This is a genomic window from Streptomyces sp. NPDC048479 (assembly GCF_040651435.1).
GTDB lineage: Bacteria > Actinomycetota > Actinomycetes > Streptomycetales > Streptomycetaceae > Streptomyces.
Window position 1 is genome coordinate 22,169 of sequence record NZ_JBEZKA010000043.1, and the last position, 22,123, is coordinate 44,291.

Annotated in this window: 17 protein-coding genes and 2 pseudogenes; 6 read left to right on the forward strand and 13 right to left on the reverse strand. The window is 67.9% G+C overall.

Annotated features, from left to right (window positions below; all coding sequences use genetic code 11):
* Positions 1-11: 11 nt before the first annotated feature.
* The 5 genes from AB0D12_RS37445 to AB0D12_RS37465 form a co-directional block, all read right to left on the reverse strand.
* Entirely contained in the window at positions 12-824 is an 813-nt protein-coding gene (locus AB0D12_RS37445; RefSeq protein ID WP_362693457.1) for an ABC transporter ATP-binding protein, read from the reverse strand.
* Positions 821-1,816, reverse strand: coding sequence for an ABC transporter ATP-binding protein (locus AB0D12_RS37450; protein ID WP_362693460.1), 996 nt, complete (start codon positions 1,814-1,816; stop codon positions 821-823). The genes AB0D12_RS37445 and AB0D12_RS37450 overlap by 4 nt, the downstream gene beginning before the upstream one ends.
* Complete coding sequence (locus tag AB0D12_RS37455) at positions 1,813-2,733, reverse strand: ABC transporter permease (RefSeq protein ID WP_362693464.1); 921 nt, start codon at positions 2,731-2,733, stop codon at positions 1,813-1,815. Before AB0D12_RS37455 ends, AB0D12_RS37450 begins: the two co-directional genes overlap by 4 nt.
* Positions 2,718-3,659: an ABC transporter permease gene (locus tag AB0D12_RS37460; protein ID WP_362693467.1), complete on the reverse strand. Its 942-nt coding sequence runs from the start codon at positions 3,657-3,659 to the stop codon at positions 2,718-2,720. The genes AB0D12_RS37455 and AB0D12_RS37460 overlap by 16 nt, the downstream gene beginning before the upstream one ends.
* Before the next feature lie 128 nt (positions 3,660-3,787).
* Entirely contained in the window at positions 3,788-5,299 is a 1,512-nt protein-coding gene (locus AB0D12_RS37465) for an aldehyde dehydrogenase family protein (RefSeq protein ID WP_362693470.1), read from the reverse strand.
* Between the two features lie 354 nt (positions 5,300-5,653).
* Here AB0D12_RS37465 and AB0D12_RS37470 point away from each other — a divergent pair, with 354 nt between their 5' ends.
* From AB0D12_RS37470 to AB0D12_RS37480, 3 genes are all read left to right on the forward strand, one after another.
* Positions 5,654-7,330, forward strand: a complete 1,677-nt coding sequence (locus tag AB0D12_RS37470) for an ABC transporter substrate-binding protein (RefSeq protein WP_362693473.1) — start codon at positions 5,654-5,656, stop codon at positions 7,328-7,330.
* Between the two features lie 54 nt (positions 7,331-7,384).
* Entirely contained in the window at positions 7,385-8,617 is a 1,233-nt protein-coding gene (locus tag AB0D12_RS37475) for an amidohydrolase family protein (RefSeq protein ID WP_362693476.1), read from the forward strand.
* 236 nt (positions 8,618-8,853) lie between these two features.
* The gene (locus AB0D12_RS37480; protein ID WP_362693479.1) at positions 8,854-9,426 is read left to right on the forward strand and encodes a TetR/AcrR family transcriptional regulator; all 573 of its coding nucleotides are present in this window, start codon (positions 8,854-8,856) and stop codon (positions 9,424-9,426) included.
* Between the two features lie 35 nt (positions 9,427-9,461).
* On the opposite strand, the gene AB0D12_RS37485 is transcribed toward AB0D12_RS37480, so the two are convergent.
* On the reverse strand, positions 9,462-9,863 hold the full coding sequence (locus AB0D12_RS37485; protein ID WP_362693481.1) for a hypothetical protein: 402 nt from the start codon (positions 9,861-9,863) through the stop codon (positions 9,462-9,464).
* A 463-nt stretch (positions 9,864-10,326) separates the two neighbouring features.
* Positions 10,327-11,417: pseudogene (locus AB0D12_RS37490) on the reverse strand (IS630 family transposase).
* 229 nt (positions 11,418-11,646) lie between these two features.
* On the opposite strand from AB0D12_RS37490, the gene AB0D12_RS37495 reads away from it, so the two are divergent.
* A complete protein-coding gene (locus AB0D12_RS37495; RefSeq protein ID WP_362693483.1) occupies positions 11,647-12,489 on the forward strand; it encodes an endo alpha-1,4 polygalactosaminidase in 843 nt (280 codons plus the stop codon).
* 67 nt (positions 12,490-12,556) lie between these two features.
* Here the strand turns inward: AB0D12_RS37495 and AB0D12_RS37500 are convergent, their stop codons facing one another.
* The 5 genes from AB0D12_RS37500 to AB0D12_RS37520 all read right to left on the reverse strand — a co-directional run bounded on the left by AB0D12_RS37500 (position 12,557) and on the right by AB0D12_RS37520 (position 17,251).
* A complete protein-coding gene (locus AB0D12_RS37500) occupies positions 12,557-13,234 on the reverse strand; it encodes a response regulator transcription factor (RefSeq protein WP_362693486.1) in 678 nt (225 codons plus the stop codon).
* Between the two features lie 174 nt (positions 13,235-13,408).
* Complete coding sequence (locus tag AB0D12_RS37505; protein WP_362693489.1) at positions 13,409-14,392, reverse strand: alpha/beta hydrolase-fold protein; 984 nt, start codon at positions 14,390-14,392, stop codon at positions 13,409-13,411.
* A 143-nt stretch (positions 14,393-14,535) separates the two neighbouring features.
* Complete coding sequence (locus tag AB0D12_RS37510; protein WP_362693492.1) at positions 14,536-15,270, reverse strand: response regulator; 735 nt, start codon at positions 15,268-15,270, stop codon at positions 14,536-14,538.
* 235 nt (positions 15,271-15,505) lie between these two features.
* Entirely contained in the window at positions 15,506-15,943 is a 438-nt protein-coding gene (locus AB0D12_RS37515) for an ATP-binding protein (protein ID WP_362693495.1), read from the reverse strand.
* Positions 15,944-16,045: 102 nt separating this feature from the next.
* The gene (locus AB0D12_RS37520) at positions 16,046-17,251 is read right to left on the reverse strand and encodes a PP2C family protein-serine/threonine phosphatase (RefSeq protein WP_362693498.1); all 1,206 of its coding nucleotides are present in this window, start codon (positions 17,249-17,251) and stop codon (positions 16,046-16,048) included.
* 187 nt (positions 17,252-17,438) lie between these two features.
* Here AB0D12_RS37520 and AB0D12_RS37525 point away from each other — a divergent pair, with 187 nt between their 5' ends.
* Both AB0D12_RS37525 and AB0D12_RS37530 read left to right on the forward strand, forming a co-directional pair.
* Complete coding sequence (locus AB0D12_RS37525; protein WP_362693501.1) at positions 17,439-20,222, forward strand: AAA family ATPase; 2,784 nt, start codon at positions 17,439-17,441, stop codon at positions 20,220-20,222.
* A 345-nt stretch (positions 20,223-20,567) separates the two neighbouring features.
* Entirely contained in the window at positions 20,568-20,723 is a 156-nt protein-coding gene (locus AB0D12_RS37530) for a hypothetical protein (protein ID WP_362693506.1), read from the forward strand.
* A 302-nt stretch (positions 20,724-21,025) separates the two neighbouring features.
* On the opposite strand, the pseudogene AB0D12_RS37535 reads toward AB0D12_RS37530, so the two are convergent.
* A pseudogene (locus tag AB0D12_RS37535) lies at positions 21,026-21,187 on the reverse strand (TetR/AcrR family transcriptional regulator); the annotation flags it as partial.
* Positions 21,188-22,123: the final 936 nt, after the last annotated feature.

A 22,123-nucleotide genomic window follows, 5' to 3' on the forward strand; every position in this document is an offset into this window, starting at 1 on the left:
GGGGGCGGTCGTCACGCGATCGGCGAACCGATTCGGCGGTCACGCGGAGAGTCGGCCGGGAGGGCGTCGAGCAGCTTGCGGGTATAGGCGTGCTCGGGCGTCCGGGTGACCTTCTCGGCACTGCCCCGTTCGACGACATCGCCCCGGAACAGGACGTCGACCTCGTCACTGATTCTGCGGACGACGTCCAGGTCGTGAGTGATGAAGAGGTAAGCCAGCCCGCGCTCGCGCTGGAGGTCGAGCAGCAGATTGAGGATCTGGGCCTGCACCGAGACGTCCAGGGCCGATGTGGGTTCGTCGCAGATGACCAGTTCGGGGTCGGTGGCAAGGGCTCGGGCGATGCACACGCGTTGGCGCTGGCCGCCCGAGAACTGGTGCGGGTAGGCGTCGGGCTCGGCCCCCTCCATGCCCACGGAGTCGAGGAGTTCGCGGATGCGGCGTTCCCCGTCACGGCCGTGGAGCCCGTGGGCGCGCAGCGGTTCGGCGACCACCTCACCGATCGTCATCCGGGGGTCCATCGACTCGTAGGGATCCTGGAAAACCATGCCGACGCTGCGCTGGAACTCTCGCCGGGCGCGACGGCCGCGGACCGGCCGGCCCCGGTGGAGCACGGTGCCCCGGTCCGCGCGTTCCAGTCCGACCAGGATCCGGGCGAGAGTGGTCTTTCCCGAACCGGACTCGCCGACGATGCTGACGGTCCGGCCGGCTTCGACGGTCAGGTCCACCGCGTTGAGCGCCGTGAAGGATCCATAGCGCTTGGTAACTCCGCACGCCTGAAGCAGGGGTGTGGTGCTCGGGGTTCCCTCGGGTTCGGTCCGCCTCATCGGAGGTCCTCCAGACGGTGGCAGGCCGCGTGATGCCCAGTGGCCACCAGCTGCGGCTCGGGGAGAGCGGTCTGGCATTCTGAGCTGGCGTCCCGGCATCGCGGGTGGAACGGGCAGCCGGTGGGCAGGCCGCCCACGGGCGGGTTGCCCGAGATGGTGGTGAACCGCTCCTTGGGAGCGGCATCGCGGCTGCCTTGGAAGCACTCGAGGAGGGCGCGGGTGTAGGGGTGGCGGGGTGATTCGAACGCGGAGAGCACGTCCGTGTGCTCGACGAGGCGTCCGCCGTACAGCACCGCGACGCGGTCGGCCAGTTCGGCGACGACGGACATGTCGTGGGTGATCCACACCACGGTCAGCCCGTACTCCTTTTGCAGTCGGCTGACCAGGGCGAGGATCTCGGCCTGCACCGTCACGTCGAGCGCGGTGGTCGGTTCGTCCGCGATGAGGAGCTGGGGGCGGAAGGCGAGCGCTGTGGCGATCATGACGCGCTGGCGCATGCCGCCGGAGATCTGGTGCGGATAGAGACGCGCAACGCGTTCGGGGTCGGAGATGCCGACGTCCGCGAGACCTTCCAGGGCAAGTGTGTCGGCCTGCCTGCGGCTGGCGTCTTCGCGGAGCCGGTGGACTTCCCCGATCTGACGGCCGACGCGGATGACCGGGTTGAGCGCGGCAGAGGCGTCCTGGGCCAGGTAGGCGGCAACGCGTCCGCGTGCCTGACGAAGTGGCTTGCCGGTCAGGGTGGCGAGGTCGGTGTCGTCGACCACGACCGATCCGGCGCTGATGCGTGCGCCGGGGGGAAGGAGCCTGCTGGCGGCCAAGGCCAGGGTCGACTTGCCGGATCCTGATTCGCCGACCAGTGCGGTCGTCGTGCCGGCGGGCACGGTCAGGCTGACATCGCGCACTGCAGTGAAGGAGCCGTAGGTGACACTGAGACGCTCGATCTTCACCTCGCTGCCCAGGGTGTCGGGCCGGGGAACCTCGGTGACGGTCACAGCGCCTCCATTTGTGCGCGTGGGTCGATCAATGTCCGGGTGAGGTCGGCGATGAGGTTGGCGGCCACCACGATGACGGCGGCCACGATGACCGTGCCGGTGAGCACGGGCCGGTCGAGGTCCGCGAAGGCCTCGGTCTGCATCTGGCCGATGCCCGGCCAGGCGAAGATCTTCTCCACGAAGACGACGCCGGACAGGAAGACCGCCACGTCCATGCCGAGCAGCGTGACCACCGGGGACGCGGTGTTGCGCAGCACGTGGCGTGCCACGATCCGCCGGCGGCGCATCCCCTTCGAGACGGCGGTACGCACATAGGCGGAGGCCAGCGATTCGCGCATGCTGTCACGGACGACGTTGGCGTAGTAGGGGGCGCCGAGGACGCCGAGGGTCAGTGCCGGCAGGACGATCTTCATGACGCCGGTACCCCCGTCGATGGGGAAGACAGGCAGTTGGTAGGCGAAGGCGAGCAGCAGCAGGAATCCCAGCGAGAACGGCGGGATCGACAGCAGCCCCACGTTGACGGTGGCCAGCAGCCAACTCCGCTTCGGACGGAGGGCTTCCCACACACCCCACAGGCCGCCGATCACGACTTCTACCAGCAAGGCCGCAGCAGCGAGCAGGGCGGTGGCCGGAAGCCGGTCGAGGATGAGCGGGAGGACAGCTTCGTCCTGTGCGTAGGAGTTGCCGAGGTCACCGGTGGCGACGCCGGAGAAGTAGTGCACGAGCTGCGACCACAGGGGGTCGTCGAGGTGTAGTTGTTCACGGATCCTTGCCAGGACCTCGGGACCGGCCTTGGGACCGGCGATGCTGCGTGCCGGGTCTCCGGGCAGTACGTACTGCAGGACAAAGGTCAGCAGGACGACCGCGGTGACGGTGCAGAGTCCCAGCAGGAGGCGGATGGCTATGCGTCGAGCCATGAGCGTCGCTCCGAAAGGGGGTTGCGGCGGTTCAGGCCTTCCGCGATGAGCACGAAGGCGAGGACAGTCGCGACGATGAGGGCAAGGGGCACGAGCAGGGTATGCGGGGCGTACATTATTGTTCTTGAGCCTTCGGCCAGCAGGTTGCCGAGTTCCGGGGTGGGCTGCTGGATGCCGGCGCCGAGGTAGGACAGACCTGCGCCGACCACCACGACGGCCGCTCCGTTGAGGGCCGCCACGTTGAGCAGGATGGTGGAGAGGTGCGGCAGCACATGGCGCCGCAGCGCCGTGCGCGGCCGGACGCCGTGGGCCAGGGCGGCCTCGACGAAGCCTCTGCCCCGCAGGCGTACGGTCTCGCCGTACACGAGCCGGGCCGTCCATGCCCAGTACAGGGCGGTGACCACAACGATGATTCCGCTGGTGCCGCGGCCGACGATGCTGGCCAGGGCGAGGCCGGACAGGACGGTGGGGATGGCGAGGAAGACGTCGACAATCCGCATCAGCGCCTGCTCGGTCCAGCCCCGGTAGAAGCCGGCGACGAGGCCGACCACAGTGCCCAGGCCCACGGAGGTCAGGTTGGCGACGAGCGCGATCACGAGCGTCGCCCGCAGGCCGTGGAGGGACCGTGATGTCAGGTCTCTCCCGATGGCGTCCGTCCCCATGAGGTGGGAGGCGGCACCGAAGCCGGAGGGAAGGCCCTGCTGGCTCAGCCCCTCGGTGTGGATGGTGTAGGGCGAGCCGAAGAGCGGGGCGAGGAGAGCCAGCACAATGAGCGCGCCGAGCAGGCAGGTTCCCGCGAGCCAGAGTGGGCGCCCCTGTCGTCCGTGGGATCCGCGGTTCGTGCGCTGGGCGATCGGTGGCCCGGCATCGTCCTCCCGAGCGGGCGGAGCGAGGGGCGTCGGCGGGGTGACGGACAGACCGCTCATGGGATGATCACCGTCCGTTCGGCGGGTGAAGCGGCGTCATTGACAGGGGCGGCCATGGGGGGTCCTCTCAGCGTGTCGACGGAAGGTCGGGACTGGTTCCGTCCGGGCTTTCCCGGCGCCGGCACCGGTCACCACTGAAGGGTCTTGATCTCGAGGTACTCGTCGAGTCCGTGCGCACCCAATTCGCGGCCGATGCCCGACTGCTTGTATCCGCCGGTCGGTGCCGCGACGTTGAAGGAGCCGCCGTTCACCCTGACCCGGCCGGTGCGGATCCGGCGAGCGAACGAACCGGCTCTGACCGGGTCCGCACACCAGACGGCTCCGCCGAGCCCGTAGACCGAGTCGTTGGCAATGGCAGCGGCCTCGTCCTCGTCGTGGTAGCGGTGCAGGGTCACCACCGGCCCGAAGATCTCCTCCTGGGCGATCGACATGTCGGACGTGACGTCCGCGAAGACGGTGGGCGAGACCCAGAATCCGTCGCCGAAGCCGTCGGGGCGGTCTGCCTCCTCCGTCTTCCCACCGGCCACCAGGCGCGCGCCCTCGGCCACGCCGCGGTCGATGTAGGACAGCACGGTGTCGTACTGGGCGGCCGTCGCGATGGGGCCGAGGTGGTCGCCGGGGCTGGAGGGATCACCCAGGCGCCGGCGACGCGCCTCGGCGGCAGCCAGTTGGACCGCCTCGTCGTAGACGACGTCGGGGAGCAGGATGCGAGTGCAGGCGGTACAGGTCTGGCCAGAGTTGTGGAAGACATCGTCCAGGGCGGCGCTCAGAATCTTCCCGAGGTCGCCGACTTCGCTGCCGCCCGGTTCGTCGGCCAGTACAACGCAGGCGGACTTGCCGCCCAGTTCCAGGCCGACGCGTTTGACGGTCGCGGCCGCGGTTGCGGCCACCTTGCGGCCCGCAGCGGTGGAACCGGTGAAGGAAACGACGTCCACCTGGGGGTGCTCGGCAAGTGCCTGGCCCACTACCGCCCCGGCGCCGGTGAGCAGGTTGAACACACCCCCGGGGGCCCCGGTGGCGTCGCAGGCCCCGGCAAAGATCTCGGCCAGCAGAAAGGCGTCCAGGGGAGCATCCTGGCTGGGCTTGAGGACGATGGTGCAGCCGGCGGCGAGGGCGGCGGCCGCCTTGGCGGCGATGAGATAGAGGGGGTAGTTCCAGGGCGTGATCGCGGCGACGACTCCGGCGGGCTCCTTGACTATCTGGGAGGTGCCGATGCGCTCCTCCCACGCGTAGGTCCCGAGGAGCTCGGCGTAGGACTCGAAGACCTCGGCCGCGAGCCGGGTCTGTACGCCGAGTGCGTTGTCCCGCGGTGCGCCCATTTCGGCGGTGATCACGGCCGCGAACTCGTCTTCGCGGCCACGGATTCCGGCGGCCACGGTGGAGAGCAGGGTGCCACGCGCCGCGGGGGTGGTGGTTGCCCATTGGGCGAACGCTTCCCGGGCGGCGCGTACGGCGTCGTCGACATCCTCGGCGCTGCCGACGGGGACGCGGCCGACGGTGCGTGTGGAGGCGGGGTTCGTCACCGTACAGAAGGGGGCATCCGCTCCGGCGCGGGGGTACTGCCACCGACCGTCTATCCAGAAGGTACGGCGGTCTGGGGCGAAGGTGCCGATGGCACCTGGGCCGGCCGTGGATTCCATGGTCATGCTCCTAGGGATGGCGGGGCCGGAGCGATCCCGGCTGCCGAGCAAGTGGAAGGAGGCCCAGCGGGCCATCTCTTTCGGACCGTAGAGCCTTACTGATTCACGAGTCAATATGAATCCACTGGTTACCGGTGAGTCACTAGTCCGTGAATCGGCCACGAATCGGCTTCGCAACCCAATCGACTCCGAGTGGAGACCGCATGGAGGCAGCAAACCCTTGACAGCTCGAACGCGACGCAGTTTGACTGATGGGACAGTCAGTAGGTGGCCTTGGATTCGGAGCCGGTACCTCGTGGGACCGGCAGTATCCGCTCCACTCGACCACACCTCTGGATCGGATCGAGGATTGCCATGTCCGCCCCCGTGAACCGCCGTACTGTTCTGCAAGGCCTGGGCCTCGGCGCTACGGCCACGTTCCTCTCGGCATGCCTGCCCGGCGAGACGCCGTCCTCCATGGCGCAGCGGCCCGGCAACACCCCTGCCCCTCCCACACTCGCTCCAGGGCCGCCCGGGTCCGGCAGGATCCGCCGCGGCGGCCGGGTGATCACAGCCTGGGCCGAGGAGCCGATGACCTACGACCCCGCGGTCGCCTGGGACCCGCAGGCGTGGGAGGCCATCTCCACCGTGCTCAACACTCCGCTGCTCCAGTTCGACGGAGCGCACGGCGGCCCCGCCCCGAGCGCCGCGGCCGACCTGCCGGAGATCTCCGACGACGGCCGCACATACACCCTCCGGCTTCGGCACGACGTCAGGTTCCACAACGGCCGGCGGGTGGTCGCCGACGACTACATCTATTCGTGGACCCGGGTGCTGGACCCGGAACTGGCTTCCTGGGCGAGCAGTTACCTCCTCAGCATCGAGGGCGCGACCGCCTACTCCGAGGGAAAGGCGAAACGGGTCTCCGGCCTCCGGCGCGTGGACGCTCACACGCTGCGCGTGCGGCTGACCGCGCCCGACATCACCTTCGTACACGTCCTGTGCCAGCCGTACATGGCCGCGGTGCCACGGGAAGAGGTCGAAAGGCTCGGCAAGGAATTCGGCCGACGTCCGGTCGGCACGGGCCCGTTCATGAGCGCCTCGTACGACGGCAAGGCACGCAAGTCGGTCTTCCGGCGCAACCCGCACTACTTCCAGAAGGGCACGCCGTTCATCGACACCCTGGAGTACCGATGGGGCATCAGCAGCGACCTGGGACTGCTCCAGCTGCGCAAGGGGCAGATCGACGTCCTCGGTGACGGCATCCCGTCGTCGCTCGGCCCGCAGGTGCGCGCCGACCCGGGGCTGGGCAGCAAGTACACCCTGGACGTCCCGGTCCGAGCGACCAGCTGGCTCGCTTTCAACTTCGGCCGCCCGGAGCTGCGTGACCGCCGGGTACGCCAGGCCCTCAACCTCGCGACCGACCGCGAAAACCTGATGAAGCTCACCTATGGCACCCAGGAGCCCTGGGGTCTGCCGCTGCCCAAGGAGCTTCCCGGCTACCGGCGTACCGCCAAGCCCTACGATTACGACCCGGAGCGTGCCAAGAGTCTGCTGGCCGCGGCAGGCGTCCGGCGCCTGCGCCTGGAGTTCCTGCACTCCGGTGAGGATCCCTGGGGCAACCTGAGCCAGGTCCTGCAGCAGCAGTGGAGCGCGGTGGGCGTCGACCTCGTCCTCAAGCAGATGTCCAAGAGCGCGTTCGACGAGGCCACCTATGACAAGCAGGGGGACGTCTACCCCGCCAGGTGGTACATGGCGATGCCCAACGCCCTCGACCTGGCGGGTCAGTGCTTCGCCTCCGACGGGTCCAGCAACTACACCGGCTACAGCAACGGGCGGGTGGACGCGCTGCTCACGCAGGCACGACGCAGTACGGGCGAGAAGCAGAGCATGACCGCCATCGCCCGGGCCGAGGAAATCCTCAAGGACGACGCGCCCGCAGTGTTCCTGTCCTCGCTGCGCTTCCTCGCCGCCCGCAGTCCGCGCGTGCGTGACTACACCATGCGCGGGGAGACAGCCGCGTACTACGACCGGCTGTGGGTCTCGGAATGACGGCCGTTTCCCGGTCCCGTCGCCCTTCCCGCTCTGCATTCTCCTAGGAGTTCCATGTCCACCGCACCCACCGTCCTGCACTGCGGCCACCTGGTCGATGTCGTCGCCGGGCGAGTCCTGACCGGTCGGGCGGTTGTCGTGACCGGCGACCGCATCACCGCGATCCAGGACTCGTCCGACACTCCGCCCCCCGGGGCACGGGTGATCGATCTGCGGGACGCGACGGTCATACCTGGCCTCATCGACCTGCACACCCATCTCGTCGGCCCGGAGGGATCCGGGGACTGCTGCGGTGAGCTGACCACCACCGGCGCGCAGCAGGTCCTGGAAGGCGTCCGCAATGCCCGTACGACCGTGCTGGGTGGTTTCACCACGGTCCGCGACGTGGGCACCTACCGGGCGTTCACCGATACAGCGCTGCGCGATGCCATCAACGACGGCATCGTTCCGGGGCCCCGGATGGCAGCTGCCGGCGCCTTCGTGACCGTCTCCAGCGGAGGCGGAGCGATCCAGGGCCTCGCTCCCGACATCACTCTTCCGCGAGAGTTCCGTCGTGGCGTGGCGGGTACGGTCGACGAGGTGCGCCGGTGCGTGCGAGAGATCCTCCACGGCGGCGCGGATCTGATCAAACTCGTCGCCACCGGTTCGGTGATGACCGACGGCACCGCGCCGGGGGCAGCGGAGTTCAACGAGGCCGAGATGCGCGCGGCCGTCGAGGAAGCGCGGTGGTACGGCGCCCATGTGGCGGCCCACGCACATGGTACCGAAGGCATCAAGATGGCCGTCCGCGCCGGCGTCCGCTCCATCGAGCACGGCAGCTACCTCGACGACGAAGGCATCGAGCTGATGCTGCGGCACGGGACCTACCTGGTCCCCGACATCTGGTGGAGCGACTGGATCACCGCCGAAGCCGCCGCCAACGGCTGGAGCGAAGAAGCCCTGGCCAAGAACGACGAGGCGACCCTCGTGCAGCGAGAGGCGTTCACCAAGGCCGTACGGGCCGGCGTCAAGGTGGCTTTCGGCACCGACTCCGGCTGCTTCCCCCACGAACTGCGCGGCAACCAGCTGCAGACCATGGTCGATCACGGCATGACCCCGCTGCAGGCCCTTGCGTCGGCCACGGTGACCGCCGCCGAGTGCATGGGCTGGGAGGACCGCGTCGGTTCGATCGCTCCCGGCAAGTTCGCGGACATCGTCGCCGTGCGCGGTGACGCGACCCAGGATATGACGGCCTTCCGTGACGTGGATTTCGTCATGAAGGGCGGTGAGGTCCTCAAGGGGCCGTGAGGCCGCAGGGCCGAGCCGCACTCCGGGCTCTGCTGACGACCGGTGGTTACCGTCGCGCTGCTCCTGGGTGCGACGCGTACGGGCCGGCCGGTGCGCTTCTGCGGCAGCGGACGTGTCAGCGGTCCGGAAGTATCGGTATGCGCTACATCGCGTTGCACTTCGCAGACCACACGACCTACCATGACCCGGATCGGACACATAACGAGTCCCAATAGCGTCGAGGAGACGTGACACCCTTGAAGGTTTCCGGGGAGCGCCCGCGACGGGCGGACGCCAGGCGCTCGGTCACCGCCATTCTCGCGGCGGCCGAAAAGACGCTCGGTGACAACCCGGACTCGACGATGGAACAGATCGCCGAAGCCGCAGGGGTGGCCAGGACGACGATCCACCGCCACTTCGCCACCCGCGAATCCCTGCTGGAGACCATGATGGCCTCGGCGCTGGCGGACTTCCGCGCCGCTGTGGAGGCAGCCCGGCCTCGGACCGCTCCGCCGCTTGTCGCGCTGCATCAGGTCGCGGCCAATGTGCTGCAGGTGAAGCGCAACTGGAGATTCGCTTTCCACGGAATCCCCGCGACACCGGAAAGCGCACGGACGCAGGCCGAGATGGCGGAGGACTGTGTCGCCCTGCTGCGCCGTGCACAACTGGCGGGTCTGATCGACGCGGCCGCCGACCTGGACTGGGTGCGCAGCGTCTACTACGCGCTCATCGGCCAGGTCATGGAGGGCGGTCCCTGGGCAGACGCTGATGTCGACAAGATGGCATCCCTGGTCGTCGACACCGTGCTGCACGGCGCCGCACCCCGTTGAGACGAGGCTGACGCCCCTTCGCCTTCGTGGCGCGGTCAGCATGCGCGGTTACAGAAGCCGGTAGGCGAAGCGGACTTGGCCTGGGTGTACGGCGAGTGGCCCAGGGGGAGATCGACACGCGTCGACCCGACCAGGCCGGCCTTGCGGTGGCTGAAGGTGTCGAATCCCCAGCGTCCGTCATAGGTGCCCATGCCGCTGTCCGCCGCCCCATCGAACGGCAAGTGCGGTGTGGTGCCCTGCCGTACGACCTTGTTGATGCCGACGGTCTCCGGAGAAGGGACGCCGTACGAACGCGGCCGCGGTGCTGCCTGAGCGGGTGAACCCATAGCCGGCCGGCGGTCTGGGCCGTCGGAGACGAACGTGATCGCCTCTTCCACGTTCCGCACGCCCCGGACCCGCAGCACGGGGCTGACGGTCTCGCTCTCCGGCGCCAGCACCGACGCGACGTCCTGAACCCGGCGAGCACGGTGGGCGCTGTGTACCGTGTGCCTGCGGCCGCAATCGGACAGGCGTCTGGGGTCCGCGCCGTAGAACTCGCTTACCGTGTTGGCCAGTTCCGATGCCCAGCCCCCGACTCTCGGCTTCGCCACGTCCGCCGCGAGAGCGTATGTGGCGCGCAGCCGCGCTACCACTTCAGGACGCGATGTGTCGTCGATGCCGTGTCCCCTCACTTTCCGAGGGACGAGGTCTGGTGGGCTACCCACGGTCAACGTAATCGCCATGCTCCGATAATGCGCAGAAACCTGAACTTAGAGTAGCAGAAGTGCTTTCTGCTGCAACTCTATGATGCAGCTATGAGGCGGGGGCGTAGGCGTCGGGGACTGGTCGACGCGGCCGGGGAGCGGGCGACCGCTCCCCGGCCGCGCCGCCGTGTGGCGGCGATGGGGGCCGCCGCAGGACCTAGTGTCCTGAGTCGGGAATTCGGTTCAGATATCCGGCGAGGCGTTCGAGGATCTCGTCTGCGGTCTTCGTCCAGACGAAGGGCTTCGGGTCCTGGTTCCAGTTTTGATCCAGTTGCGGATGTCCTTCTCCAGGGCCTGGACGTTCTTGTGGACGCCTCGCCGTATCTGTTTGTCGGTGAGCAGGCCGAACCACCGCTCGACCTGGTTGAGCCAGGAGGAGCTGGTCGGGGTGAAGTGCATGTGGAACCGCGGGTGCGCCAGCAGCCACTTCTGGATCGCCGGCGTCTTGTGTGTGGATGCGTTGTCGCAGATCAGGTGCACGTCGAGGTCGGCGGAAACTTCCTTGTCCAGCCGGACGAGGAACTTCTTGAACTCCACCGCGCGATGCCGGCGGTGCAGTGAGCCGATCACCTCGCCGGTGGCGGTGTTCAGCGCGGCGAACAAGGTGATGACCCCGCCGCGCACGTAGTCGTGGCTGCGGCGCTCAGGCATGCCGGGCATCATCGGCAGCACCGGGGCCGATCGGTCCAGGGCCTGGATCTGCGTCTTCTCGTCCACACACAGCACCAGTGCCCGGTCAGGAGGCGCGAGATAGAGCCCCACGACATCGCGGACCTTCTCGATGAACTGCGGATCCTTCGAGAGCTTGAACGTGTCCACCAGGTGCGGTTTGAGGCCGAAGGTCCGCCAGATCCGCGAGACGGTCGACTGCGATAGCCCGGTCTGCCGGGCCATCTCCCGTGTCGACCAGTGCGTCGCGCCCTTCGGCGTGCTCTCCAGCGTGCGCACGACGACCTCTTCGACCTGCTCATCGGTCACCGTCCGCGGCCCGCCCGGCCGGGGCTCTTCGGCCAGACCTTCCAGACGGTCCTGCACGAAACGCGCCCGCCACCGGCTGACCGTATGTGCCGCAACACCCAGATGAGCGGCAACATCCTTGTTCGAGGCACCTGTTGCGCACTCCAGCACGATCCGGCACCGCAGGGCCAGAGCCTGCGAGGATGTACGACGCCTGGCCCAGCGGGACAACGTCTCACGCTCATCATCGGTCAGTACCAGCTCGGCCTTCGGCCGTCCCGTCCTCGCCATCCGGACATCATGCCGAACCAACCACCAATTACGCAGCGAATTCCCGACTCGGGCACTAGTCGACCGTAACGAATGTCTCGCGAGCGTATGGTCTCGGCCATACGGCGGCCGAACAGCCGTAGTGATCAACTTCGGTGCTGCAGTTTCCGGGCTCTCCCCACCGGGGAAGCCCTTGCCCCCAGGAGGATCAGTGGTCCAGCACGTCGCCCCGTCCAGGACAGCGAGAACAGTGCGAGTTGGTGTCACCGTCGGCGTTGTCGGGGCGCTGGGCGCCGGAGCGCTGTGGTTCGGCGCTTCCGCTGTGACGGGCGTCGGTAGCAAGGCTCCCGCGCCTCAGGCCGCAGGCACCAAGAAGGTCACCCTGCCGCCCGCGAATGCTCCCTTCGACTATCAGATCGGCGGCGCCTACAAGCCCGCAGCCGGAGTGAAGGTGGTCGTGCGCGACCGCTCGGACAGCCCCGCCGCAGGTCTGTACAACATCTGCTACGTCAACGCCTTCCAGGCGCAGCCCGAAGAGCTCAGTTGGTGGAAGTCCAAGCACAACGACCTTCTCCTGAAGGACGCCCAGGGTCGCAACGTGGTCGACGGCGGGTGGGACGAGGCTCTGCTGGATATTTCGACGACCGGCAAACGCAAGAGGCTGGCCGCCATCGTCGGCGGTTGGATCGACGGCTGTGCCAAGAGCGGCTTCAAGGGCGTCGAGCCCGACAACTTCGACTCCTACGACCGTTCCGGCGGCCGGCTGACCAAGTCACATGCGTCGGCCTTCGCCAAGCTCCTGGCGGAGCGCGCACACGCGAAGGGCCTGGCCATCGCCCAGAAGAACACCGCGGATCTGCTTACCGAGAGCAAGCGGAACGGTTTCGACTTCGCCGTGGCGGAGGAGTGCGGCCGGTGGAACGAATGCGATGACTACACGGCCCGCTACGGCGACCGTGTCTTCGTCATCGAATACCGCAAGCAGGACTTCAGCCGCGCCTGCTCCACCTGGGGAGGCAAGCTGTCCATAGTCCAGCGCGACCTGCAGGTGCACGAGCCGACGGAGTCCGGCTACGTACGCAAGGCCTGCTGACAGCGGGGGCACAAGTCCGCCGCCGACCGGGAAACACACCCCGGTCGGCGGCGGAGGAACTGCGCTTTCACGTACGGCTGCCCGCCGGGGCCGCGAGGTAGTAGCCGACTCCGGTCATCGTGTGCAGCAGGGACGGCCCGCCGAGCTTGCGGCGGAGAGTGGAAACCGTGATGCGTACAGCGTTGGTGAAAGGGTCGGCGTGTTCGTCCCAGACCTTCTCCAGCAACGTTTCCGCGCTGACGACACCGCCGTCGGCCTGCATCAGCACCCGCAGTACGGCGAACTCCTTGCGGGTCAGACGCAAATAGCGGTCGTCGCGGTAGGCCTCGCGCCGGAAGGAGTCGAGGCGGAGCCCGGTGAACTCCAGCACAGGAGGCTGCGGCTCGCCGGCCCGGCGGTGCAGCGCGTGCAGCCGGGCCACCAGCTCGGGAAAGTCGAACGGCTTGGCCATGTAGTCGTCGGCGCCCAGCTGAAAACCCCCGACTCTGTCGTCGAGCGAGGAGGCGGCGGTGAGCATCAGAATGCGCACTGAACGCCCCTCCGCGCTCAGCCGTCGGCAGATGTCGTCGCCATGAACGTGCGGCAGGTCACGGTCGAGGACGACCACGTCGTAGTCGTGACAGGCAAGCCGTTCAAGAGCGGACGCTCCGTCGGGGGCGACATCGACGGCCATGGCCTCCCGGCGCAGGCCCGCCTGGAGAGCCTCCGCCAGATACGGCTCGTCCTCGACAATCAGCACGCGCACGCGCTCCTCCTGCTCCCCGCCTCCGGCGGCAACTCCATTGCTCAACCGGGATCAAGGGGATATCGGCGAGCTTATCGGCAGCGTATGGAAAATCCGCACCTCTTCGGTTCATGAGATGCAGGCTCCCGGCGGATGTCCTGACAGGCCCACGCCGCCGGGAGCCTTGGAGCCTTCTCAGTGCTTGAGCGCGTGACTCTTGAAGAAGTCCCAGATGACCGGCGTGGCATCGATCACGGTGGGGGTGCTGGAGTCGTTGTTGGGCGTCGTGCTCGGCCACACGTGCTTAGCACCCTCGACGCGGTAGTGGACCAGCGACGACGCGCGGTCACAACCGGTCCAACGCTGGACCTGCACCTGCACCTGCACCTGCGGCTGCGGTGTGCTGGTCTTCGGCTCCGGACGACATCCGTCACGCTCGGCCCAGCCCTCGAGCCAGTCGGGCAGCGCGGGCAGCCCCTTGGCCGGGTTCCCCTCGTAGGGGATCGTCGCGTCCTGCGTGCCGTGGAAGGCGATGATGGACGTGGGCCTGGAAGGCTCGCAGGGTCCGCTCTGCGGGTAGAAGGCGCCGGCGACCGGGGCGAAAGCCGCGATACGTTCGGGCATGCGGCACGCCAGGACACCGACGAACCCGCCGCCGTTGGACTTGCCCGCAGCGTAGATCCGCCGCTCGTCGACACAGAACTGCTGCTGGAGACGGTCCAGCAGATCGCCAGTGAACTGTACGTCGTCGGCGTCGGCCGAGTACGGCGCACCCTGCCAGGCCGACTCGCCGTCGGTGCCGGTCAGCCCCAGCGGGTAGACGGCGATGGTGTCGTAGGCGGAGAAGCCGGACAGCTCTTCCTGCCACTGCGAGGTGCGCTTGTGGCCGTGGTAGGAGAGCACAACAGGGTAGCGGTGCCCAGGGTTGTAGTTCTCAGGGAGGTGGACGGTATACGACCGCGCGAGTCCGCCGGACTCAATCCGCTGTTCCGAGGTGACTCCTGGCGTCACCTCGGGCGCCTTGCCGCAGCCTGTGGTCGCCATGCGCTCGCCGGCCGCGCGGGGTTCCGCCGCTGGTGCCGCCTGGGCAGCACCGGACGTGCCAAGCACGAGCCCGGCGAACGCGCTGGTGGCGATGACACCCCTGATAGCTCGGAGCGTTCTGCTGAAGTGCGTCATGTGTGATTCCTTTCCCTCCACGGGCCCTGGGGCGCGTGGCTGGTCCGGCCGATGTTGTGGCAAGACCTTCGACGATCCGTCGTTCGACGTACAGATTGAGTGCGTTCCGTTCACAGGCCGCGGGCGATCCGGGGCCTGGCATTTCAGCCGAGGTGGTGGTCCGGGGGGCTACGCGTCGGCTCAGTCGGTGCTCGCCGCCAGCAGTAGACGATGGTGGGTCTGCCGACACCCGCGTAGAGCGGGGTCCGTTGCACAAGGCCGGCATCGGCCAGGTGTTCCAAATACCGGCGGGCTGTGACCCGTCCCAGGCCGACGGTGCGGGCGGTCTCCTCCGCAGTGACAGGCCTGCCCGCATTGCACATGATGTCCGCAATCAAACTCAGCGTGGCGCCGGACAGCCCTTTGGGAGCCGCTGGTTCAAGGCCACTCGGCGTGTGGAGGATCGCGTACAAGGCGTCGACATCCTGCTGACTGACCGACATGTTCGGCTGGGCCGCCACCGCCCTGAACCAGGCGTAGCGCGCGAGTTGTCGGCTCAGCGTGGCGTAACTGAGGGGCCTGACCAGGCACTGGACGACCCCAAGTGCGAATGCCGCGCGCAGCGGTTCCCCGGCGTCTCCCTGCGTGACACCGATGATGTCGATGGGACAGGGTCGGGAGCGCAGGGCACTTATCAGCCCGGGGAGCGATCCGTCGCTCAGCTGCAGATCGAGCAGGACGACGTCCACCGCGTCTCTGTGGGTACGCAGCTGTCGCAATGCCTCCAGTCCGGAGCGTGCCCGGCCGATGACGTGGAACCCGGCGAGGGAGTGGACAAATCTGCTGTGCAAGGCAGCCGAGTCGGCGTCCTGCTCGACGATCAGAATGCGGATCAACATGACCTCTTGCGCTGGCTCACCGGCCGCTCGACGGCTACCCACTACCCACTACCTGCGGCAGGGCGCTGGCCACCCCTTGGCAGGTGACGTGCCCATGGGCGTAGTCGGCCGGCTGGACTTTCGGCGCGCGGGGCGCCCATCGGCGGCCATCCCAGCCTCCGGGCTGTTTGCTCCGCGTATGGCGCGCTTCCGGGACAGCTCCCGTCAGACGGCGCCATCGGCCCGGTGGCACCCTTCACTGAGGGAATTCCATCGAGACCTGCACCGTCTTTCCCTCCGAATTCGGAAGAACGTCCCAGCCGTCGACCAGTTCCTCGACGAGGCCGAGGCCGTATCCACCGTCGGGGCCGCGCGCGGCGTCGGGGACCACGGCCGGGAACATCCCGCTGGCGTCGTCCACTTCTATGAGAAGGACCCTGCCGTGCCAGATCAGCCGCATTTCGCGCGGCCCGGTGGCGTGGCGGCAGGCATTGGTCACCAATTCGGAGACCACGAGCAAGGCGGCGTGCGCCTGGTCCCGTATCTTCTCCTCCGAAGCGCTGAGCAGCTTCTTCTCCTCAAGTACGTCCTTCAGGACGTGGCGCGCATAGCGTGGTGCCCGGATCTGGGATTCCAGGTCCACCACCCGGTGGACGACCTCCGGTCGGGCGGGCTGGTCGCGTGTGCTTGCCATGAGCGTTCGCCTGCATTCTTCGGTGAAGGAATGGAGCTCTCCGACCCCTTTACGATGCGCCGGTGCGGTGCGCGGGCGAATCAGGGGAAGTCCCTGGTCGGATCAGGAGCCGGTGGCCGACATGGCGACGACCGCGACGTCATCGGTGGCCTTCTGCCGTCGGCCGTACGAAAGCAGATCCTTCTCGACGAACATGGTCACGTCGCGGGGCCGCGGCATCCGCTCGGGCGAGACGGTCTCCGTCAACCGGCTGCGCAGGGGGTAGAACTCCCCCGCTCGATTGCGTGTCTCCGTCACGCCGTCGGTGTAGGCCAGCAGGACATCACCGGGCCCGAGCCGCTCGGTGGTGACAGACACCTGTGGCTCCTCGCCCGGCATCGTCATCCTGCGGAGGCCAAGGGGCAGACCGGGCGTGTGCCCCCTCGGTGGCCCGACGGCGCCGCGGCGGATCAGCAGCGAAGACGGGTGGCCGCAGTTCGCAATGCGTACCACTGATTCCTCGTCGGAGAACTCGAACAGCTCCGCTGTGACGAAGAGCTCCGCACCCTCCGAGCCGAGGGACGCCCGGTGGCGTTCCAGGCGAGCCTCCAGGCAGTCGACGAGGGCGGGCAGATCGGGAGCATGGTGTGCCGCCTCCCGGAAGGTGCCCAGTACGGCCGCGGTCGTCCCCACCGCTTCCAGGCCCTTGCCCCGTACGTCGGCCACGAGGGCGCGGGTGCCGAAGGTGGTCTGCTGGAAGTCGTAGCAGTCACCACCCACACCGGCGGATTCGTCGGAGGCCCGGTAGAAGCCGGCGATGCTCAGTCGACCGAGCCTGGAGGGCATGGGCAGCAGCAGGGTGCGCACCATTGTCTCCGTTACGGACCGCATACGGCTCAGCCGGCGCTCGCCCCGGGACCGGGCCATGGCGAGCAGGACGCACAGCAGGGCGACAAGGGAGAAGGAGCCGAGATCCTCCAGCGTGATGAGCTCTTCGGGAATCTGGTAGTGAAAGCCGAGAAAAACGGAAGCGGCGCACGCGGCCAGCGAAAGGGAGGCGGTGCGGAGTGGATCAAAAGTAATCGCGGCCAGCGGCGGCACAGCGGCCAGGAGGAAACGCACCTCGAACCACGTCGGCATCGCGAAATCTATGAGCACGCCTCCTGTGATGATCAACACGGGAAGAGCCCTGAGCCAGCCGATGGGCACTACTGACGCCAGGGGCCGGCCGTCGGTGGAGAATTTCCAAGGCAGGGACAACCTGTTCCGCAGCGCATGGCCGGAGTCGACCAGTCGGGTCAGCCTGCCCACGGGGAGTGAGGTGTTCATTTCAACTCTTTGCGTGGAGGACAAAGGGTGCCGCCACCCTTTTAGGAGCGGAGGCTCGCATTTAGTCTGGTCTATACCCTTCCAAAAGGTCACTAGGAGAATTCCCTAATCGCTGCAAAAGTGAGAATCTGCGTATCCACCGAGCCGTACATCAAGAATTAGGCGCTGCCGCGACGGAGGGAACGTCATGGACCTTGAGGACCGCATGCCGTTCGTCGGCCGCGAGGACGAACTGGCGCGCCTCGCCGGATGCGTGGCGGCGGCCAGGGCCGGACGCCCGTGGACCGTGGTGATCGAGGGCGAGGCCGGTTCGGGGAAGTCCGCGCTCGCCCGGCAGTGGGCACGGTCTTCCCAGCTCGCGGACTTCACCCTTCTGCGGGCCGTGTGCGCTCCCGTGGAGAGCGACCTGGCGTTCGGCGTCGTGGGGCAGCTGATCCGCCATGCGGCCCCGGCCGCGTCCAAGACCGCCGAGGCGCTGGAGGGCCTGATCGCGACCCCAGGGGCGTCCGCGCTGAACGTCGGAGCCCGTCTGCTCGATGTTCTCGGCGATGCGCAGAGCACAGGGCCCGTGGCCGTACTGGTGGACGACGTCCAGTGGGCCGACCCCGGGTCGCTGCAGGCGCTGGGCTTCGTACTGCGCCGACTTGAGGCGGATGCCGTACTGACGGTGTTCCTCCTGCGGGCGGGCGAGGCGGGGCAAGAGCTGTGGCGGCTGGTCGGACAGGGGGAACGGAACACGCACCTGACGCTCGACGGCCTCACCCAGGACCACATCGCTCTCCTCGCCGAGCGGACCGGGCACCGGATGAGTCCCGAGGCGGCCCGGACGCTTCACCGGGACACCAACGGCAACCCCCTTTACGTACAGGCTCTTCTGGCCGACACCCCGGCGGACAGGCCCCGCGGGGCGAGTGATTCCCGCCCGTTCCCTCCCTCGCTCGCGGCCCTGGTCCGCCAGCAGTTGACCGAACTGCCCGAACCGGCGCGCCGCCTCGCGCAGGCAAGCTCCGTCCTCGACGGCCCCGTTCCACTGGCTCTGGCCGCCAAGGTGGCCGGTGTCGCCGATCCGGCGGAGGCCACCGACCTGCTGGTGGCAAGGGGCCTTCTCCAGTGGGAGCCGACCGAGCCCACCACTCCGATCCAGGTCAGGCACCCTCTGCTGCGTCACGGCGTTCTCGCGGCGACGAGCACCGCCCGGCTGCGCGCCCTGCATGCCACAGCGGCGGCATTGGTGCCGGAGGGAGCCGCCTGGGCCCATCGCGTCGCGGCCTGCGATGGACCCGACCCGAACCTCGCCCAGGAGCTGCAGCAGGCCGCCGAGGAGCAAGTCGCGGCGGGCACACCGGGCCGGGCAGCGACCCTCCTGCTGTGGGCGGCGGACGTCTCCCCGCTCGGGAGCCCGAGCGAGCGGCGCTTCCTGACCGCGGTCGCTCTGCTGATCCGGCTGGGGCACCACACCAGGGCGGAGCCGCTCATGCCACGCGTCGACGGCTGCGCGCCGACCGCTCTGCGCAATCTCGTGCTCGGCTCCTGGGCCATCTACCGTTGCGCCCTGCCACGGGCCGAGGAACTACTGATCAGCGCACTGGAGGCGAGCGAGGAGGAGGAGGAGGGAGAGCGCATGACGGCCGCGGCGAGTACGTGGCTCAGCCTCCTCTATGTCATGCAGGGGCGTGGGACGCTGGCGCAAGAGGCTGCCGAGAGAGCGCTGAGGATCGGCAACTCCGACGAGATGCTTCTCGCCTCGACACGCGGCATGCTGGGCTTCGCTCAGGCGCTGCAGAACGGGCCCGCCGCGGGGCTCAGGACACTGGCGGAGCTGAACCCCAGGCTGGGGGACGGATATCCGTTGCCCGCCGACGCGCTCGACCTCGCGTTCCGGGGGATGCTGCGGGTCAGCGGCCCGGATTTCACCGAAGCCGAGCAGGATTTGCGGACAGCGCTGGAGATCGGCCACAGCAGCGGCCGTGCGGTAGTGGACGATTACGTGCACGGCAATCTCGCGACGGCCGCATTCCTGCGCGGCGACTGGGACGATTGCGTCATCGACGCCGAGCGGGCGCTGACCCATGCGTCGGCTCAGGACAGACAGTGGTACTACGTCGTCGGCTACTCGGCCGCCTCCTGGGTGCCTTCCCTGAGAGGCGACTGGGGCCAGGCCACGAACCTGCTGCGGACCGCGGAGCGGCTCGCCCTGATCTATCCGTCGGGCCTCGCTCCGGTGTACACCGCTCTCGGCCGGGCCATGCTGGCCGGCGCGCAGGGAGACCACCACACCGTCGTACGGCATCTGCTGCCGATGCTCGCGATGACCTCGGGCTGGCCTCTGGTGACAAGGATCCTGTGGCTGCCACCGCTCACGGAGTCGCTCATCATGACGGGCAGCACCGACGATGCCGCACTGTCGCTGCACCAACTGACCGATCACACTCGTCAAGCACCGTTCCTGCGTACGGCGATGGCGTGGCTGTCCGGTCTGCACGCCGAGCACCGCGGCGATTCGCGCGCCGCCCGAAGTGCGTACGAACAGGGACTGCGGCTGTCCGTCGGGCACGATGGCGGACTGCTGAACCGGGCGCAATTGGAGCAGGCGTACGGCCGCCTGCTCGTGCCGGAGGAACCGCGTGGGGCGGAGTGGCTGCAGCGTGCCCGTGACCGCTTTCTCGCTCTCGACGCACGGCCTTTCGCTGAGCGCTGCGCCGCGGATCTCGCCACGCCTGCCAATGCGCCGCAAGCCGTTCCGGCGATCGTGACCCAGCAGCTGACACAGCGGGAACGCGAGATCTCCCACTTGATCGGACGTGGACTGACCAACCGGGAGATTGCCGCCGAACTCTTCCTCAGCTCCAAGACCGTGGAGTATCACCTGAGTCACGTCTTCGACAAGCTCGGCATGTCCAACAGACGTCAACTCCGCGACAGCGTGCAGACGCACATGGCCTCCCCCGGGACCGGTCAGCAGGACTCCTGAGCACCGCCGCACGGGGTTCGGGCACCAACACGGGGATGGCAGCACGCCGACAGTGGCCTCCTCCGGAGCTGATCACGGAGGCGGCCGATTCATGGTGCGCGCCGCACCACAACACAAGCCTGCATTGCTATTGGCATACAACGAATGGGATTACGTCCCCGCCGCGCTCCGCTGCGGACACGATGCGACTTGAGCGGTTGGCCAAGATCAGTCGCGCAGAGTATCGACGAATCAGTACGTGCAGTCGGCCTGTGAAGAGCACCAGACCGTGTGTTACGGGAGTTGGGAAATACTGAGGAGACCTACCGTGGCCTTCGATCAGCGCGCTGCAAATGCGGTCGCTGTGTGGGCCGTAATGACCGCTATGGCAGCGCGTACCGCGCGGTCGGCCACGTCGTCGACGTCTGGATGGCCGGGAAGGGAAACGCCGGCTTCCACCAGGGCGCTGAACCCGTGCGCAGTGGCGGAATGGTCCTCCAGAAGAGCCATGGCCCTCTGTAGGGTCGCTCCGTCGAGGTTGTCGGCACCTGCTTCCGGTTCCCTCTCCGGCGCACTGGTGACCAAGCGAGCAGCCAGCGGCAGCACTGTGCGGACCAGGGCGCTGCGTGCGTCGACGAGGTCACGGTACGACCCACAACAGAACCGAAGATGAGATCGAGGCCGATCCGGCGCCGATGGCGGAAGCGAACGTAAACGCCGGCCGTGGCAGCAAGTTGCAACACTGTTCCAGGTGCCTGAGCTCGCACCACTTGCTCACACTCCCCTGCCAGTTCCGTCGCTGCGCGGGCGAAGACCGCGGCGAACAGGTCGTCACGATCGGCGAAATGCCGGTAGGGCGCTGCGGTACTGACGCCAAGCCGTCGCGTGACTTTGGCGACACTGAAGTTCTCCAGCCCGGCTTCGGACACGAATTGCAGCGTCTCGGCAATCAAGGCGCGGCGGAGAGCCCCTCCTTGACCGCTCATGCGTTGCCGCTTGGAGGCCGGGATGTGCGAACCGGCGCAAGAATTGCGGACCGCGAGTACATGTCTCTCCCGGCGGCCAATTGACTGAGGTGGGTACTCTGACCCGAGCCGCGTATGGTCCGTGTTGCCGCTGGGCAAGGCGTTCGCGAAGAAGGCCAACACGTTCCCTGAGTACGGCCTCACGTGGCGGGCGCTTCGCGGGGCTCTGGATGCTCAAGAACGGGTTCGTCTGGCGTCAGGAGCCGAGTGGTACCCGGGCGAGGACGAGTCCCCGAACTTCGACCGCTCCGGCCTCAGTCAGGAGCTTGCCACGGTGTGGAACGTGGCGCCGTTGGTGAACACCTCGTCGACTAGGAAGTTGCGCTTCCCGTGCACGCCCGCCGCAGGTGCAGGGCCGCCGCGTGAGCCCTGGCGGCGCCCGTCTTTTCGCCCCCACGCGCTCCCCCGCCGACCGACTTCGGGGCCTCCCGCAACTTGATCAGAGCGGGGCTGCCCAGGTGGCAATGGACCACCGGTCGGCGGCGTGCTCGGCATGGGCGACAATCACGATCATCTCGATGTGCTGAAGCCCGACACAGTGTCGATTGAGCGGTACCTCTCAGCCGTCACGGTGCGCGCCGCGCATCTCCCTTAAAAATTCCCGCCGAAGATTTTCCGGACTTGTCGAACCTTCCCGTTGCCCCGGGCCCCATCGTGCAGTCAGCGGCAGCAGCGCCTACCGGGTGCATCGTGCCCTGGTGCGGCGGATGGTTCTTTCGCCCCGGTCGCCATAGTCGTGTGCTTCGAGGCCTGTGAAGCTACCCCGGTAACAGCTGAGCGCTTCGCTGGTTCAAGTCTCATCGTGAGGCTGAACCTTTGGAGTGGACACCCTGACAATGGATCTTGATGGTCCAGGGAGGGATGTCCAGGTGGGACGCAAGTCTCCGTATCCGGAGG

Coding starts and splice junctions, on each gene's coding strand:
- AB0D12_RS37445 (WP_362693457.1), bottom strand. CDS start 824: ATGAGGCGGACCGAACCCGAGGGAACCCCGAGCACCACACCCCTGCTT.
- AB0D12_RS37455 (WP_362693464.1), bottom strand. CDS start 2,733: ATGGCTCGACGCATAGCCATCCGCCTCCTGCTGGGACTCTGCACCGTC.
- AB0D12_RS37460 (WP_362693467.1), bottom strand. CDS start 3,659: ATGAGCGGTCTGTCCGTCACCCCGCCGACGCCCCTCGCTCCGCCCGCT.
- AB0D12_RS37465 (WP_362693470.1), bottom strand. CDS start 5,299: ATGGAATCCACGGCCGGCCCAGGTGCCATCGGCACCTTCGCCCCAGAC.
- AB0D12_RS37470 (WP_362693473.1), top strand. CDS start 5,654: ATGTCCGCCCCCGTGAACCGCCGTACTGTTCTGCAAGGCCTGGGCCTC.
- AB0D12_RS37475 (WP_362693476.1), top strand. CDS start 7,385: ATGTCCACCGCACCCACCGTCCTGCACTGCGGCCACCTGGTCGATGTC.
- AB0D12_RS37505 (WP_362693489.1), bottom strand. CDS start 14,392: ATGACGCACTTCAGCAGAACGCTCCGAGCTATCAGGGGTGTCATCGCC.
- AB0D12_RS37510 (WP_362693492.1), bottom strand. CDS start 15,270: ATGTTGATCCGCATTCTGATCGTCGAGCAGGACGCCGACTCGGCTGCC.
- AB0D12_RS37515 (WP_362693495.1), bottom strand. CDS start 15,943: ATGGCAAGCACACGCGACCAGCCCGCCCGACCGGAGGTCGTCCACCGG.
- AB0D12_RS37520 (WP_362693498.1), bottom strand. CDS start 17,251: ATGAACACCTCACTCCCCGTGGGCAGGCTGACCCGACTGGTCGACTCC.
- AB0D12_RS37525 (WP_362693501.1), top strand. CDS start 17,439: ATGGACCTTGAGGACCGCATGCCGTTCGTCGGCCGCGAGGACGAACTG.